Origin of the sequence: Paenibacillus oceani, assembly GCF_014705615.1 — a bacterium.
Lineage (GTDB): Bacteria > Bacillota > Bacilli > Paenibacillales > NBRC-103111 > Paenibacillus_AB > Paenibacillus_AB oceani.
The window spans coordinates 1-15936 of sequence record NZ_JACXJA010000057.1; the positions used below are offsets into that span (position 1 = coordinate 1).

Annotated in this window: 13 protein-coding genes; 5 read left to right on the forward strand and 8 right to left on the reverse strand. The window is 56.2% G+C overall.

The features are described 5' to 3' along the window. Positions 1 to 84: 84 nt before the first annotated feature. The 4 genes from IDH45_RS30730 to IDH45_RS30745 all read right to left on the reverse strand — a co-directional run bounded on the left by IDH45_RS30730 (position 85) and on the right by IDH45_RS30745 (position 3846). Complete coding sequence (locus tag IDH45_RS30730) at positions 85 to 651, reverse strand: spore coat protein (RefSeq protein WP_190931977.1); 567 nt, start codon at positions 649 to 651, stop codon at positions 85 to 87. A gap of 210 nt (positions 652 to 861) precedes the next feature. Further along, complete coding sequence (locus IDH45_RS30735) at positions 862 to 2589, reverse strand: ABC transporter ATP-binding protein (protein WP_190931978.1); 1728 nt, start codon at positions 2587 to 2589, stop codon at positions 862 to 864. Between the two features lie 109 nt (positions 2590 to 2698). Continuing rightward, positions 2699 to 2875, reverse strand: a complete 177-nt coding sequence (locus IDH45_RS30740; protein ID WP_190931979.1) for a hypothetical protein — start codon at positions 2873 to 2875, stop codon at positions 2699 to 2701. Positions 2876 to 2940: 65 nt separating this feature from the next. Next, complete coding sequence (locus tag IDH45_RS30745) at positions 2941 to 3846, reverse strand: helix-turn-helix domain-containing protein (protein WP_190931980.1); 906 nt, start codon at positions 3844 to 3846, stop codon at positions 2941 to 2943. Positions 3847 to 4050: 204 nt separating this feature from the next. On the opposite strand from IDH45_RS30745, the gene IDH45_RS30750 reads away from it, so the two are divergent. From IDH45_RS30750 to IDH45_RS30760, 3 genes are all read left to right on the forward strand, one after another. Beyond that, positions 4051 to 5409: an ABC transporter substrate-binding protein gene (locus tag IDH45_RS30750; RefSeq protein ID WP_190931981.1), complete on the forward strand. Its 1359-nt coding sequence runs from the start codon at positions 4051 to 4053 to the stop codon at positions 5407 to 5409. Between the two features lie 327 nt (positions 5410 to 5736). Further along, complete coding sequence (locus IDH45_RS30755) at positions 5737 to 7680, forward strand: stalk domain-containing protein (RefSeq protein ID WP_190931982.1); 1944 nt, start codon at positions 5737 to 5739, stop codon at positions 7678 to 7680. 235 nt (positions 7681 to 7915) lie between these two features. Further along, positions 7916 to 9124: an MFS transporter gene (locus IDH45_RS30760; RefSeq protein ID WP_190931983.1), complete on the forward strand. Its 1209-nt coding sequence runs from the start codon at positions 7916 to 7918 to the stop codon at positions 9122 to 9124. 460 nt (positions 9125 to 9584) lie between these two features. Here the strand turns inward: IDH45_RS30760 and IDH45_RS30765 are convergent, their stop codons facing one another. Then, positions 9585 to 10391: a polysaccharide deacetylase family protein gene (locus IDH45_RS30765; protein ID WP_190931984.1), complete on the reverse strand. Its 807-nt coding sequence runs from the start codon at positions 10389 to 10391 to the stop codon at positions 9585 to 9587. A gap of 190 nt (positions 10392 to 10581) precedes the next feature. Then, positions 10582 to 11229, reverse strand: coding sequence for an O-methyltransferase (locus IDH45_RS30770; protein ID WP_190931985.1), 648 nt, complete (start codon positions 11227 to 11229; stop codon positions 10582 to 10584). Positions 11230 to 11431: 202 nt separating this feature from the next. On the opposite strand from IDH45_RS30770, the gene IDH45_RS30775 reads away from it, so the two are divergent. Beyond that, on the forward strand, positions 11432 to 12571 hold the full coding sequence (locus tag IDH45_RS30775) for a class I SAM-dependent RNA methyltransferase (RefSeq protein ID WP_397327117.1): 1140 nt from the start codon (positions 11432 to 11434) through the stop codon (positions 12569 to 12571). Positions 12572 to 12810: 239 nt separating this feature from the next. Next, positions 12811 to 13182, forward strand: coding sequence for a hypothetical protein (locus IDH45_RS34455; protein WP_223837165.1), 372 nt, complete (start codon positions 12811 to 12813; stop codon positions 13180 to 13182). A 96-nt stretch (positions 13183 to 13278) separates the two neighbouring features. Here IDH45_RS34455 and IDH45_RS30785 read toward each other — a convergent pair whose 3' ends face one another. Both IDH45_RS30785 and IDH45_RS30790 read right to left on the reverse strand, forming a co-directional pair. Next, complete coding sequence (locus IDH45_RS30785) at positions 13279 to 14670, reverse strand: sn-glycerol-1-phosphate dehydrogenase (protein ID WP_190931986.1); 1392 nt, start codon at positions 14668 to 14670, stop codon at positions 13279 to 13281. Between the two features lie 272 nt (positions 14671 to 14942). Then, positions 14943 to 15860, reverse strand: coding sequence for an exopolyphosphatase (locus IDH45_RS30790; RefSeq protein ID WP_190931987.1), 918 nt, complete (start codon positions 15858 to 15860; stop codon positions 14943 to 14945). Positions 15861 to 15936: the final 76 nt, after the last annotated feature.

Genomic DNA, 15936 nt, shown 5'->3' on the forward strand with positions numbered 1-15936 from the left:
TTAATAGGTTGCATCTATGGATTCCTCTTTTTGGCACAACTATACCATATTCATCCAACCTATACTATTAGATTTGAGAGAGTACTAGTTCCCGTTCGGCATATAACCACCTTGCATCGGCTGGTACGTGTGCAGAAACGTTTTGGCCGTGTGGTCCTGCATCGTCGGCACTTGATATTCGCCTTGCCGGTTCATGAAGAGGAACACTTCATACGCTTGGTTCGCACAGGCGACTGCACCGTTCACGAGCATTTGCCTAACGTTCGGGTCGGCGCATTCGAGCGAGCCGGCCATATGGTTTTTGGCTGAGTTTTTGTGACAGCTCAGCATCGCCGCAGCGATCTGGCGGTCATCGAACTGTCCTTGCATCGGCGTGTGAGGGGCTGGTTGACGAAGCCCGTACATCACTTGCTGAGGCTGAACCTGCGGCATTCCGTACGGCTGCATCCGGCCGGAGGCGGTGCTGTAATCGTGCGTATACGCAACCAGCTGGTCGTAAGCTTGCGCAGCCGACTGCAGATGCCGCTCCAGCATCGTACGCAGCTCCGGGTTCTGGACTTGCATGGTGTAATACGAAAAATGATTGATCATGTTCATCGTTCCGTTAAGGATCTCATGGACTTCCATCGTTTCGTGCGCGCCGAATGGCATCGGTTCGTTCATCTCCTTCGAATTCGGTTCGGTAAGCCAGTAGTAGCAGCTTCTACCTCTGTTACTGTTCCCGCTTCAAAGGAAATTATGTGAAGCAGCATGGCTTGCACGCAGCCTCCTTCAGACTGCTTGTCCGATCCCTGTCCCGCTCCTGGTCCGCTCCTGTCCCGCTCCCGTTTCCGCTTCCCGCCTGCGCGGATCTACAAGCCGTCATGTCACCGGCTGAAACTGGGCCCGGTGCAGCCCCGCGAAAACGCCGCCGCCTTGAACCAGCTCCTCGTAACGCCCTTGCTCGGCGATCCCGTCTTCGGTGACGACCACGATGCGGTCGGCATGACGGATCGTCGCCAGACGGTGGGCGATGACGAGCGTCGTCCGGTTGACCGCCAGCTCCTCAAGCGCCTGCTGGATGACGGCTTCCGTCTCCGTATCCAGAGCCGAGGTCGCCTCATCCAAAATTAAAATCGGCGGATTTTTCAGGAACATCCGCGCGATCGCCAGACGCTGCTTTTGCCCGCCCGACAGCTTAATGCCGCGCTCGCCGATCTGTGTGTCATAGCCGGCCGGCAGCGCGCCGATGAACGACTCCAGATGCGCCCGTCTCGCGGCGTCCCGGATATCCGCCTCCGTCGCATCCAGCTTGCCGTAAGCGATATTTTCGCGGATCGTGCCGGTGAACAGAAAAACGTCCTGCTGCACAATCCCGATATTTTGGCGGAGCGAGCGCTGCGTCATCGAGCGGATATCGGTTCCGTCGATCTCGATCGTTCCCCCGTCAACCTCATAAAACCGCGGGATCAGGCTGCACAGCGTCGTTTTGCCCGCCCCCGACGGACCGACGAAGGCGACCGTTTCTCCGGCGCGAATCCGCAAATCGATATGCTGCAGCACCTTGGCGTGTCCCTCGTAGCCGAAAGTCACGTCGCGGAACTCGATATTCCCGCGCAACTTGCCGGCGTCGACCGCATGCGGCGAATCGGCCACGTCGGGAGCCGTATCGAGCAGCTCGGTCAGCCTTTTGAAGCCGGCCATTCCTTTCGGATACATCTCCAGCAGGGCGTTGATTTTCTCGATCGGCTTGAAAAACAGGTTGACATACAGCAGAAATCCGATCAGCTCCCCATAAGTCAGCTCACCCTGGAAGCTGAACCATGCACCGAACATAAGCACGAGAAGCGAGAAGAGTCGCGTCATAAAATAAATGCCGGACGAACTGAACGAAATGATCCAATACGACCGCAGTTTCGCCTTGCGGAAGTTGGCGTTGTCGCGCTTGAATTTCGTCGTCTCGAACGCTTCGTTTGTAAACGATTTGACGACGCGGATGCCGGACATGCTGTCCTCGACGCGGGCGTTCACTTCCGCAATCTCCGCATACATCCGATTCGCCGCCGTGTGCAGCTTTTTGTTGCAGACGCCGATCAGCCAGACGAGCAGCGGTACCGCGACGAACGTAATAAGCGCCAGCTCCGGATTAATCGACAGCATAATAACGAAGGCGGCGACGAAGGTCATGCAGGCTATAAACAGATCCTCCGGCCCGTGATGCGCCATCTCCCCGATATCGAACAGATCGTTGGTCATCCTCGACATCAGATAGCCGGTTTTCGTATTATCGAAAAAACGAAACGAAAGCTTCTGCACATGCTGGAACAACTGCTGCCTCATATCGGTTTCGATATTGATCCCGAGCTTATGTCCCCAATAGTTGACGATAAATTGCAGTCCCGTACTGACGACATACAGCGCAAAAAGCCCGGTTCCCGCCAGCACGATCGTTCTCCATTCGCCCTGCGGCAGCAGCGAGTCGACGAACCATTGCACGGCAAGCGGAAAGCCGAGCTCCAGGACGGCAACGACGCACGCGCTGCCGAAATCGAGCATAAACAGCCGCTTATGAGGCTTGTAGTACGAAAAAAAACGTTTGTATACGTTCATCTCTCTCTAGTTCTCCTATCGGTCGGATATCGTGCCCATTATAAAGGTTCCGGACCGCTCCGACAAGGGAAAAAACAGCTATATCGCCGTCTTTCCCGCATCCGGTTGCCTAAATCCCGGCCTCTTCCTCGGGAGCCGGCTGTTTGTAGATGCGCTGCAAAATCCACTTGACCTCTTCGATCCTGTCGCCCAGCTCCGGCTCCGACTCCGGCGCAACCCGGCTCGCGCACAGGTCAAGCGCGTACAGGTAACCGTCCAATTGCCGCTCGTTCATCCGAAGTTTCATCCTTTCGCCATCCTTTCGCCCGCCCCCTTTATCTGGAGGCTTCTCTAGAACTACATTTTGCAATTTCAAGGGATTCCATACTTGGCCTGGTTCATCCGTTCCGCCGCCTGCTTGCGGTATTCGCTTGCGGTCAGACCCTTCGTATCCCGGAACACCCGGCTGAAGCTGCGGAACGATTCGAAGCCGGTTTCGAACGTAATGTCGGTAATCGGCATATTCGTATGGGCAAGCAGACTGCAAGCGCTGTCAATTCGGATTTTCTGCAAATATTCCAGAAAACTGAGACCCGTCTGTTTTTTGAACGTTCGGCTAATGTGGGTGACGCTGATATTAAATTGCCGGGAAATCGATTCGAGCGTGACACATTCGGCGTAATGGACGTGGATGTAAATTAAAACATGCCAAAACCAGTTGTCCTTCTGTTCATACACAGGCCCCGAAGTAGCGGAGCCGTTGCCGGCGCGGACGAATAGCAGCAAAATTTCGGTCAGAATCGACCGGATCATATCCCGGTAACCCGCTTGACCGGGAACGTTGTATTCGACTTGAAGCTCCTGGAACAACCGCCTGATCCGCTCGTTGCGCTCTCCTTCCACTTGAACGAAAGAGGAGCTGCTTGTGCCTACTCCGTACAAAAGCCTCGACAGCTCGGAATCGTCACGGCCGCCCAGAAGAAGCTGCAGATCGAACATACAACAGATCCGGGCGCTGGGCTCATCCGATACGCGGCGCATCTCATGCATATGATGGGGCAGCACGAACGATAAAGTGCCTGGCCTAAGCTGTCCGGCGATTCCGTTAATCATCTGAATCCCGCTTCCCTCCAGCACATAGTTCAGCTCCACGTAGTCGTGATGATGGAGCCGGACATCCTTGACGACCGTCCCGGCCATAAAGAACCGGTGCTTGCCCGTAGTTTCCCCAAGTCCTCCGATGTGCAGCTGATACTCCGGATACACGATTTTACTCACCGAAAGTCCTCCCGCATGTTAAAAATTAACTTGTTTTGGATACGATCCGTCCTAACGTTTTCGCCTGGTTCTGTATGATTATAATCATATTCGAGACGCCGCCGCTCCAGCAAGTGCCTAAGGAGATTGTTCTCCCGCACCGTTGTAAGCGGATACAGAAAGATTCGCTCTCGGCATATATTCCTTGAGGAGGTCATTATCCCTATGAAAACCAAAAATGCATGGAACTTGATCTGGCTCCCCTTGCTGGCCGTATCTTTAACAGCCTGCGGCAGCGGGCCGAGCGGCAAGGACGCGGACACGAGCCAGAGCGCGTCTTCGCCGCTTCAGGGAGCGGCTCCCAAGCAGCCCGAGCCGGTGACGCTTACGTTTTTCGAGCCGTCGAGCGGCCGCTCCGTGGAATGGTTCATGGATCTGTACGGGAATGCGATCCAGAAAAAATTTCCGCACGTCAAAGTCGAATTCAAATATACGCAAAAGATCAACGACAAAAATGTCGGCCTGCAGGAAATGATCGCAAGCGGCTCCAACGACATCGACGTCATCGTAACGTCCGTAGGGTCGTTTATTCCCGCGATTATCGATAACGGCCTCACCTTCGATCACAGCGAGCTGATCAAAACGAACAAATACGACCTGTCGCTGCTTGATCCGACGCCCATCCAGCTGCTGCAGGAGCTATCCGGCGGCGGTCTGCTCGGGTTGCCTGTCGGTACGACGGCCAACGCTCTCGTCTATAACAAGGATCTGTTCGATAAATTCGGCGTCAGTTACCCAAAGGACGGCATGACTTGGGACGAAGTGTACGATCTTGCCGTCAAGCTGACCCGCAAAGACGGCGAGATCCAATACCGGGGATTCGTCGCCTCCCATTCCCATGTTGCGCTCGTAAACCAGTTCTCCGCCAGTTACGTAGACCCCCTCACGAAAAAAGCGCTGATGAATTCTAATCCGAACTGGGCCAAACATTCGCAAAATTTAAAGCGGTTCCATCAAATTCCCGGCAACGAGGTTACCGCCGCCACGGTCGGTTTGGCTCACGCCCAGTTTACGGTCGAGAAAACGGCCGCGATGTATGTCAATTCGCTCGACGCGACTTTTCTGAATCCGCAGACGTACGGGATCAACATGGACGCCGTCTCGATGCCCGAATACAAGGAGCTTCCCGGTATCGGCTCCCAGCTGTACCCGACCTACTTCAGCATCATCAATACGAGCAAAAAGAAAGAAGCGGCGTTTCAGGTGCTGGCTTATCTCACGAGCGAGGAATGGCAGCTGGAGCGGGCGAAGCAAGGATTCACGCCGATTGTCAAAAGCCAGGCCGTACGCAACGCCGTCGGTCAGGATATCCCCTACCTGCAGGGGAAAAATGCCAAAGCGTTTACGCCGGCCAAACCCGCCAAGCCGAGCAAGCTGACCGAATTCAACGCGACCGCCAACTCCCTGTTTCTCACCGAGCTCAGAAAGTATATCATCGGCGATATCGACCTGAACACGATGCTGCGCAATACGGACGAACAAATTAACGCCAAAATCGCCGAGGCCAGCGCCGCCAAAAAGTAAAAACCTATAGGGTATGGGCAAGCCCGGTCGGGATACGTCCGCGAGGCTGCCGCCGAACAGGAAGTCATTTTCATCTCTTCATTGATCCTATCTATCCTCTGTAAGACGTCATTCGTATATGGATACAAGGAAGCTTCCTGTCCCGCTTTTGGCGGCTGGAAGCTTTTTTCGCCTCCGGTTATGATAATGATTACGATTAAGAAACGGTTTGCCCCGCGTTTCCTGTAGTGCGCTCCTCTTGATTTTCATTTCTCCGCTAATGACAAGCCGGGCTTTTCCTTGGTACGATAGAAGCAACACTGCCGCAAGGCTTAAGGATGTGTCACCATGATCTTGGCCCAATATCCGATCACGCGTAAAACAGCGCTTGCCACCCTTCTCTCTTTCGGCCTTCTGGCCGGCTCAGGGTCTCCGCTGCACGCTGCGGAGGAACACCCCTGGAATTTGCATCTGAAGGCCGAAGCTTACCGGGACGCCGGACAATCTGCGCTGGCCGTGCCGATCTGGGATTCGCTAATGCGCAGAGCCGAAGCGGAAGCCGACTGGAACACCGCAGCGTTATACGCCGGGAGCCTCAACGAGTATTACGATTCGGTGCGTGATTACGACAAGGCGATCGAATATTACGAACTGGAGAACCTGTTCTGGCTGAACGACGGCAAGGACTGGGGCTCGAACGACTGGGAGCGCGCTTATCAGCTTCGCACCACGATCGAACTGTACGCCTCCGCACGTCCGGATTCCGCACAGCTGGAGCCGTACAAGCCGAAGTCCGGGAAGCTCGCCAAGTTCGAACCGGAATACGGCATGTACGTGGGCATCTACTCGGAGCAGGATGAGCAGATGGGCAACCATTTCGACCGATCCGCTTCGATCTATGGCAAAAATCACGCAATGTACCTCGCTTATGCTACCTATGGAGAATCGTTTCCGTCGCGGTATGTCTCCAATGCGAAGGAGGCGGACGGCGCCCTGCAGATCGCCTGGCAGCCGCTGAACGGACTCGACCCCGTGTTGGATGACAGCTATTTGCGTAAATGGGCGCGGGACGCCAAAACGGCCGGCATTCCGATCTTCCTGCGCTTCGCCGGCGAGATGAACGGCGACTGGACCCCGTGGGCGGTCGATCCGGCAACGTATATCGAGAAATTCCGCACCGTAGCGAACGTGATGCACAGCGAAGCGCCCAACGTGGCGATGGTATGGAGTCCGGGAGACGTGCCGAGATATAACATGGACCGTTATTATCCCGGCGACGAATATGTCGATTGGGTCGGCGTCAGCTTGTATACCGAGCCGTATTCGCACGGAAATCCGGAAGTCAGCATGGAAGCGACTACGCCGATCGAACGGCTCGACGAGCTGTACAGGCTGTACGCCGACCGCAAGCCGGTCATGCTAAGCGAATCGGCGGTCGCCCACTACACGAACAGCGACGGCAAATCGCATACGGAATTCGCTCTCATGAACCTGGACCGGCTGTACCGCGTGATGCCCAAAAAATATCCGCGTCTGAAAGCCATTACTTATTTCAACGTGGACTTGTTGCATAAAGAATCCCGTAACGACTACCTGCTGCGCGACAATCCGGATATGCTGGAACTGTACAAGACGGTGATCGCCGATCCGTATATGCTGTCGAAGGTGGAGACGGGCGCCAAGCCTGCGGACTCGATCGGGTATGTGGACGCCTTGACTCCGTTCGTGCGGGAAACGGAAATCGTGCCATTCGTCCGCATCCCGGACATCTGGATCGGCAGGCTCGATTATGTGCTGAACGGACGGACGATCGCGAAGCAGACGAAGCCGCCCTACGGCATCCGGCTGAACGCCGGCGAAGTTCCCGAGGGCTCGGTGCTGGAGCTGCAAGTATTCAACCGCGCGGGCGACAAGGTCGCCTCCAAATCAATTCCCGTGTCGTCGCAGGTTGCGGTCCGGATCGACGGCGAGCAGCAGCAGTTCGAACAGCCGCCGGTTATTCAGGACGGCTCCACGCTTGCTCCGCTTCGCGCCATCTTCGAGCGGCTCGGCGCGGAAGTAAAGTGGGACGCCGCCACGAGCGTCGCTACCGGCAGCAGGAACGGGACAACCGTCTCGCTGAAGATCGGCGACGATACCGCCTATGTGAACGGCAAAGCCGTCAAGCTGGAAGTTGCCGCCCAACTGGTGAACGGGTATACGATGGCTCCCGCCCGCTTCGTCGGCGAGACGTTCGGAGGCACCGTAACCTGGGAAGGTGATTTCCGGACCGTCCAGATCAAGACGAAATAAACCGGGCAGCCACGTTCGGAAATAAATCGATAAATCCCCGGGAAAAAGTCTGCTGAGGCTTTTGCCCGGGGTTCTTTCGTCTTTCTGCAAACCGCCCGGCCGGCCGCTGCGTCAAGCCGTTTTAAAATATTATCGGGCACCGCTATGGTTGTCCCCTTCCGGAGACATGCTATAATGAAAGTTATGTGAATGGTACGTTTTTGCATTCGGGGGAAGACAGAGGAGTGAAACGATTGTGAGCAACTGGAAGCTTAACCTGGGTGTGCTCTGGTTCGGTAACTTCCTGGTGATGGCCGGAATGACGATGATCATTCCGTTTTTGCCGTTGTACATCCAAGAGCTCGGCATTACCGACCCGAACCGGGTCGCTTTTTGGTCCGGCATCATCTTTGCGGGCAACTTCGTCACCGCCTTTCTGTTTCAGCCGCTGTGGGGCAAGCTTGCGGACCGGTACGGACGGAAAATGATGCTGCTGCGGTCAGGGTTCGGCATGGCTGCCGTGATGATCCTGATGGGATTTGCCGGAGACGTGTGGCATCTGCTTCTGCTGCGCGTATTAAACGGAACGATCTCCGGGTTCGTCCCGGCGGCGGTCGCTCTGATGTCCGCCAGCACGCCCCGCGAGAAGATGGGCTTCTCCATGGGGACGCTCCAATCGGGAGGAACGGCCGGCAGCATACTCGGCCCTTTCATCGGAGGTTTGCTCGCCGACTGGATCGGCTTCCGGCCGATCTTCTACATAACCGGCGGTTTGCTGTTCGCCGCCTCGATGCTCGCCATGTTCGTCGTCAAAGAAAAGTTCGACGCCGGCAAAGCGGCGGTCCAGCCCAACGTATCGGTCGTCGCCGGACTGAAGGAACTGGGCAAAATTCCTCAGCTGTCGTCACTGTTTACCGTTACGTTTCTGATTCAGTTCGCCATGCTCAGCTCGATGCCGCTAATTCCGCTATTCGTGCAGCATCTTCATCCGAGCGGAGAAAACCTCGCCTTTTTCTCCGGGCTGGTCGGCTCGATTACCGGCTTCTCGAACATGATCGCTTCGCCGCTGCTCGGCAAGCTCGGGGACAAGATCGGGCAGGAGCGGGTGCTCGCCGTATCCTTGATCGGATCGGCGATTATGTTTATCCCGCAGGCGCTCGTCCAGAACGTCTGGCAGCTGTTCGCGGCCCGGTTTATGCTCGGCATGTTTATGGGCGGCTTGCTCCCGTCCGTCAACGCCTTGATCCGCAAATATACGCCTGACGGGATGGAGAGCCGCTCTTACAGCTTCAATAGCAGCTTCCTGTCCTTGGGCAATATGATCGGTCCGACGGTAGGCGGCGCCTTGTCCGGCTTGATCACGATTCGCGGTATTTTCCTGATCGCCACAGTGATGCTGTTCGCCAACGCAGCCTGGGTCAACCGGACGCTGATCTCCCGGAAAAACCGGGAGGTGCAGTCCTGAACAGGCTCCGCTCTCCGGTCCGACGAACAAAAACTCTAACGGACACAGCGGTCATTATTACGGTGAATTCAGATCCATCTGATTTCTAACGGACATGGATGCAACTATTTGGTGAGAAATGTTACTTTTAGAGGTAGTTCGGAGTAAATAAGCGCTGTGGTGACCGTTACATTTTAAAAAACTGTTATTTAGCGAAAATAGCGTCACCATGTCCGTTAGAGTATAGTTTAGCTTAAATTCCGGGCTTATCTACGCCCTTAATACGCTGAAGAACATAAACATTCTATTCTGATCTCTCAAGGACAAACGCCTACAGGCGTCTTTTGACGCTGGCGCTCACCGAGATTTAGAGCCACTCCCACGATATACTTTCTGCTAAATTAATAAAGACGCCTCGTTCTCTCTTCCAAGAGAGTGGAGGCGTCTTTACTTAGGTATGCGGACAGTGAGAATACGGCGATTAACGCGCGGAAAGCTGAACCGTTTGACCGCCGGGAATTTCTACTACATGATTCTCTGCGCTAACCCATACCGAAATCGCCGACGGATTATGAACCCACTCGCAGGAAGCGGACCAGCGCAGCCGGCCTAGAGCCGTCATATATTCGACGATCTCCGCGTTCGTCGCGTACCAGATGTCCTCCCGTCCTCCGGCGATTTCGCCAAACCGGTCGACCAGCTCCCAGTTGTTGTCGTTATCGAATTCGTAGCTGTGGCCCCATACATACAGCAGCAGCATTTTCGAATGCCTCGGCTCCAATGCGACAAACTTCTCGGCATGCTCCACCATCTGCTTATGGTGGCAAGTCGGGTGCCACTCCAGGAAATTGGCCGGCGTCTCATAGGTGCCGTGGCTTCGGGTCGTGCGCGCATATTCGATCCCGAGCGACGGCAGCATCGCCGTGACCTTCTCGTTCCACGTGCCGAACGGATAGCTCATTCCTCGGACCGGGTAACCCGCAAGAGCTTCCAATGCCTCGCGGTCTTTCGTAATCTCGCGGACGATCTGCTCGGGCGGCGCCTGCTCCAGGAACGGATGGCTCACCGTATGAACGGATATTTCATGCCCCGCATACAAGGACGCAATCTCCGCGCTGTCCAGCTTGCCCTTGTTGTCCAGAAATCCGGAATTGATATGAAACGTGCCGCGGAGCCCATACTTGTTCATACTCGCTACCAGCCGGCGGTCATGGACGACGCCATCATCATAGCTCAACGTTACCGCTTTGATTTTGCCGCCCGGAAAACGGTCATACCGGATACGCATCCCACTTCTCTCCTATTCAGCGGACGATCTATGAATTCTAACTAACCTCTATGAAATTGAACGATGATTTGGAGGCCCATCCATCCGTATCGGATGATTTTCTGTAAAGGCCTTCTATTCGGTTCGCTTATTCTTAGGAGTAATGGGTTCAATTCCTATAACGAAACCTTACTGCATTCCCCAGGTGAGGTCAACCCTTCACTCTCGCTATACACAACCCGTCATACGCAGGGAGAATCGTCCCTTCCAGACGCGGATCGGTCGCCATCCGTTTATTGAACTCGCGCACGACCTGGACCGAGTTGCCTTTGGCGGCCGGGTCCATCGTCTTGCCGTGCAGCAGGGCGTTGTCGCCGACGATCAGAGCGCCGGGATTCGCCAGCCGGATCGCCCACTCGAGGTAGTTGACATAATTTCCTTTATCCGCATCGATAAAGAAGAAATCGAACTTCTCGCCCTCCTCGCCGAGCTTCTCCAGAGTTGGCAGCGCCTCTCCGATCCGGTATTCGACGATCGTTCCGAGACCCGCCGCCTCTACGTTGGCCCGGGCGACAGCCGCGAACTCCTCCTTCAGCTCGAGCGAAACCAGCTTGCCTTCCCCGTTCAGACCGCGCGCCAGACAAATTCCACTGTATCCCCCGAGCGCGCCGATCTCCAGCAGCCGCTTGGCACCGGTCATTCCGACGAGCAGCGTCAGCAGCCTGCCGTACCCGGGCGCAACCGATATTTCGGGCATGCCGTTATCGGCGATCGACTGCCTCACCCGCTCGAGATCGGCATCCTTCTCATACAAAGATTCGACGTACAAATCCGCCGTCTGAAAATATCGTTCCTCCATAACCGTTCCTCCCGTTCCCGCCCGAAAGCGCGTTTGTGTACTTCCGGCGTTTCGCCTATACTTAATTCTGAATCCGTTACATGGTCCGGGCTCGTTTACTGAATCCGTGTTCTTTTTTACGGTTTCATGATTATTGTAAGATTTTACGGGAATGGCTGCAATCGAAATGCGGAACTACCGGGAAAATGGAGTGAACCTATAAGTGGATACGAAAATTGAACTGATTGCAACCTCTCCGATGGGGCTGGAAGCGGTCGTCGCCCGCGAAGTCCGGGAGCTTGGGTACAACGAAGTCAAGGTAGAGAACGGGAAAGTACTATTTCTGGCGGACAAGTCGGCGATCGCGAGAGCGAATCTGTGGCTGCGCACAGCCGACCGGGTGCTGGTAAAGATGGGAGAATTCCCGGCCACCACGTTTGACGAGCTGTTCGAGGGCGTCAAAGCGTTGCCTTGGCCGGACTGGATTCCGGAGGACGCCGAGTTCCCCGTCGAAGGCCGCTCCCACAAATCGCAATTGTCGAGCGTTCCCGCCTGCCAAGGTATCGTCAAAAAAGCAGTTGTAGAAAAAATGAAGCAGCGCTATGCGACCGAATGGTTCCGGGAAGAAGGTCCGCGTTACGTGATCGAAGTAGCGCTGCTTAACGATATGGCAACCATCACGATCGATACGACCGGACCGGGGCTGCATAAACGGGGATACCGCAAGCTCATCACCGAAGCGCCTCTGAAGGAAACGATGGCCGCTGCCATGGTGCTGCTTAGCCGCTGGCGGGCGGAACGGCCGCTGATCGATCCGTTCTGCGGCTCGGGGACGATCCCGATCGAAGCCGCCATGATCGCCTGGAATATCGCTCCGGGACTTCGGCGCGAATTCCCAGCCGAAGCGTGGCCGACGCTGGACCCGGCGATCTGGGAACAGGCGCGTGAAGAGGCGTACGATCTGGTGCGCGACGACGAACCGCTCGATATTATCGGCTCCGACATCGATCCGGCCGCCATCGAGGTCGCGAAAGCCAACGCCAAAAAAGCCGGGCTGTCCGGGGAGCTGAAATTCCACGAAGAGCCGGTCGCCAAGCTATGGCCGCAGAGCGACTACGGCTGTATCATTACGAATCCGCCGTATGGGGAGCGGATCGGCACGAGCGATGAGGTGGAGAAGGCGATTCGTCAGCTCGGTACCGTTTTCGAAAAACTGCCGACTTGGTCGTTATTCGCCCTTAGTCCGAGCAAGCAGTTCGAGCATTACTTCGGACGAGCCTCCGATAAGAAACGGAAGCTGTTTAACGGCCGGATCGAGTGTCAGCTGCTGCAATATTTGGGTCCTCTGCCTCCGAGGCGCTAGCTGCCGGAAGCGTACCGGGCGAGTGCCCTCTTCCCTGCTTGTTGCATATGATGGATCATATCGCTATAAGTGCGAGTTCAAAAAGTCCGGTTTTCAGCACCGAGAAGATGGGATGAAACCTGGAAATGAGGAGCGGAGCGTAGTGGGTGCTTTTGCGAGCACCGGAAGTTCCGGCTGAATTCCGTATTCGATGTCGGAGTGGGCTTTTTGAACAACCTCTACAAGAAGGGAAGAGAGGCATGAGTCAGGTAGAGCAGCAAGCCACGAATGCGGCGGTTCATGGAACCGGCAGCGGAACGCCGGATTCCAGACCGCCTGCCGTGAACCCTCACGGCGGATATCACGGCGGATATCACGGGGGATACCACGGCGGGTATCCTGGCGGTTACCACGGAGGATACCACCCTTGGAACTTTACACCGGTCGTCCTGCCCGTTCCATACCCATATCCTTATCAGCCTTATCCGTACCCGCCTACCCCGTATTCGCCCTATCCGTACAACGGATATCCGTATCCCGGCTACCCGTACATCCCGAATCCGATCCAGGTGTACCGGATTCCTTGCGATCCGCCGGCTGACCCGAACGGATCATTGCACCGAATCGGCTGATGCCCAAAGAAGCGGTCCCCTTGTTGACAAGGAGCCGCTTTTTTTGTGGATTCCGGGCAGCGGTGCGGCGACACAAAACATACGTCCATGCCCCATCTATGGAGCAAACGACTCCCGCGTCCGCTCTTCCGCAAACCGTTCCAGCAAGCCCAGCTGGTCCGCCAGCTGCAGCACCGTATAGCGGCTGCGTACTTCCTTGGCAACCCGCAGCGCGTCAGACAACTCCTGCCGGGCAACTCCGATCTCGCGCGGCCCCGCAGGGGCGCCGGCATCGCGAAGCAGCGCTTTGAGGTCGGGTACGAGTCCGAGCAGCGTCCGAAGCTTCGGCTTCAGCTCCGGCCAGCCCCGGACAAGCCTGTTCATGCGGACGTCCAGCTCTGGCTGGCTCAAAAGCAGGCTGCGGTTCTCAGTGATCATTTCCTCGGCCAGAGGACCGTAACAGCGCCGCAGGTTCGTTTCCCACTCGGCGATTTGGACCGCGTCCTTTTCAGTCATGTTCCACTCGCCCATATCCGCTTCCAGAAGCTCGGCGTACAGCCGGGCGATCAGCGGCGTGGCGGCGCCTACCTTGATCCCGTGCAGCTCCGGGCGGTGACCGGCGGCAAAGTGAAGCATCTCCCAATAGTGGGAGATATGATGCTCCGCACCCGAGGCCGGGCGGGAATTGCCAATCATCTGCATGGCGATGCCCGACAGGACAAGCCCTTCCATCAGTTTCTTGATCCCAGGCACCCCGCCGGTGCGAATCGCGGTCACCTCGCTCGCCACGTTCGTCAAGGCGCGAGTCATTAATTCCGCCGTCACTTCGCAGTAATGCTCTTCCTCGACGACCGCGGCCAGCAGCCAGTCGCACAGAGCGGTTATTTTCGCCGCCATGTCCCCGACTCCGGCCGCGATCATCGCCGGGGGCGCGCACCGGATCACGTCCAGATCGCCGATGATCGCCAGCGGAGATTGCAAGCTATACGTTTTCTTGTATCCGTTCACCAGAATCGGCGACCCGGTCGAGGCGTATCCGTCCATCGAAGGCGCCGTGGCGACGACCAGATACGGAATTCCGGCTTTGCAGCTGACGAATCTGGCAATGTCGTTAATCGTGCCCGACCCGACGGCGATCATAAATTCCGTGTCCTTCTCAAGCTCGATCAACGCCCGTACCAGTGCGGTCTCATCGGCATACAACTGGTCCTCCGGAAATACGCAAAGCGAAACGTCAAATCCGCTGCTGCCCAATTGTCCGGCCAGCTCATCGCCCGCTGCTGCGAAGGAAGCCGGATCGGCGATCAGGAGCGCCTTCGTGCCGAGCCCCATTTGACGGATCGTATCCGGGACTTTGCGCAGCGCCCCTTGCTCGAGAATAAGCCGTTCGATCTCGACGCGGTGAGTCCGGCCGCACGTACAGGCGAACTCGATTCCGGTCAGCCGTTCGACATCGCTCTGCAGAACCGACTCGGCCGTTACGGTTGTTATAGATCTCCGCTCTATCATATCCAGGTAAACGCCTCTTTTCGTTGATGTTGGGTGATCCAGGTCCAAATAGGTTTCCTTCCATTATGTGCGGTTGCGGCTCCGGTTACAAGTCCTCGTCCAAACAGGCGGTGGCCGTGCCGGCAGCTTCCACGAGTATCCGTTCCCCAGCCCTCTTCGTCTGCCGGAAGCCGCTCATCAAAGAAACAAAAGAGCCCGCCGCCCCACAACCGTGGTTTGGTGAGCTCCGACTCTTTACTCTATCCTTTACCCTACCCGTCTCTTTACTGCTCCTACCCGTCCCGATTCATCGCGGCAACGAGCTGTTCGAGCACTGCATCCGCCGTAGCGTACTCGACTTGACAAGTCCCCGCAGCCGCATGCCCTCCGCCGCCATAGGTCAGCATCAGCGATCCGACGTCGGTCTTCGCCCCGCGGTTTACGATGCTGTGGCCGCAGGCAAAGACGCAGTTTTGCTTATTTTTCCCGTCAACGATCCAGATCGAGATGTTCTGCTCCGGATAAAGCGCATAAATCATGAAACGGTTGCCCGGATATATGGTCTCCACGCCGCGCAGATCGGTGATGATCACATTCCCTTCCGTGTGCGTATGAGCGGCCAGCATCGTCCGATACGGGGCATTCAGCTCGAAATACCGCTTCACGCGCTCCTGAACGTCGGGGAGCTGCATCACTTCGTCCACCGTCTTCGTCATGCAATGCTCGACCAGATCCTCCATCAGCTGGTAGTTGCTGATCCGGTAATCGCGGTAACGGCCGAGGCCGGTACGGGCGTCCATAAGGAAGGATAGCAGATCCCAGCCGCGCGGGTTCAAGATGTCGTCCTTGCTGAATTGGGCGGAGTCGGCCTTGTCCACGCCCTTCATAATATCGTCAAGCTCCGGCCCGAACTTCTCGCGCCCTCCGAAATAATCGTAAACGACGCGGGCCGCGCTTGGAGCGATACGGGTTTCCCCCTGATATACGATGTCCTGTCCGTTGCGCTTCAGCTCGCTGGAATGGTGGTCGAACCACAACCCGCATCCTGGCACATAAGGCACATTTGCCAAAATATCGTTCTCGTTTACCTCGATCAAGCCGTCCTGCATATCTTTCGGATGGACAAACTTCATTCCGTCGATCATTCCGAGCTTCCGGAACAACATGGCGCATACGAGTCCGTCAAAATCCGACCTGGTTATGAGTCTCATCGTGTTCTCCCTCTCCTATGTATAGTTCTTATGGACTACTACATTCGCGAAAGCATGTCTTTTTTCCTTCAACGCA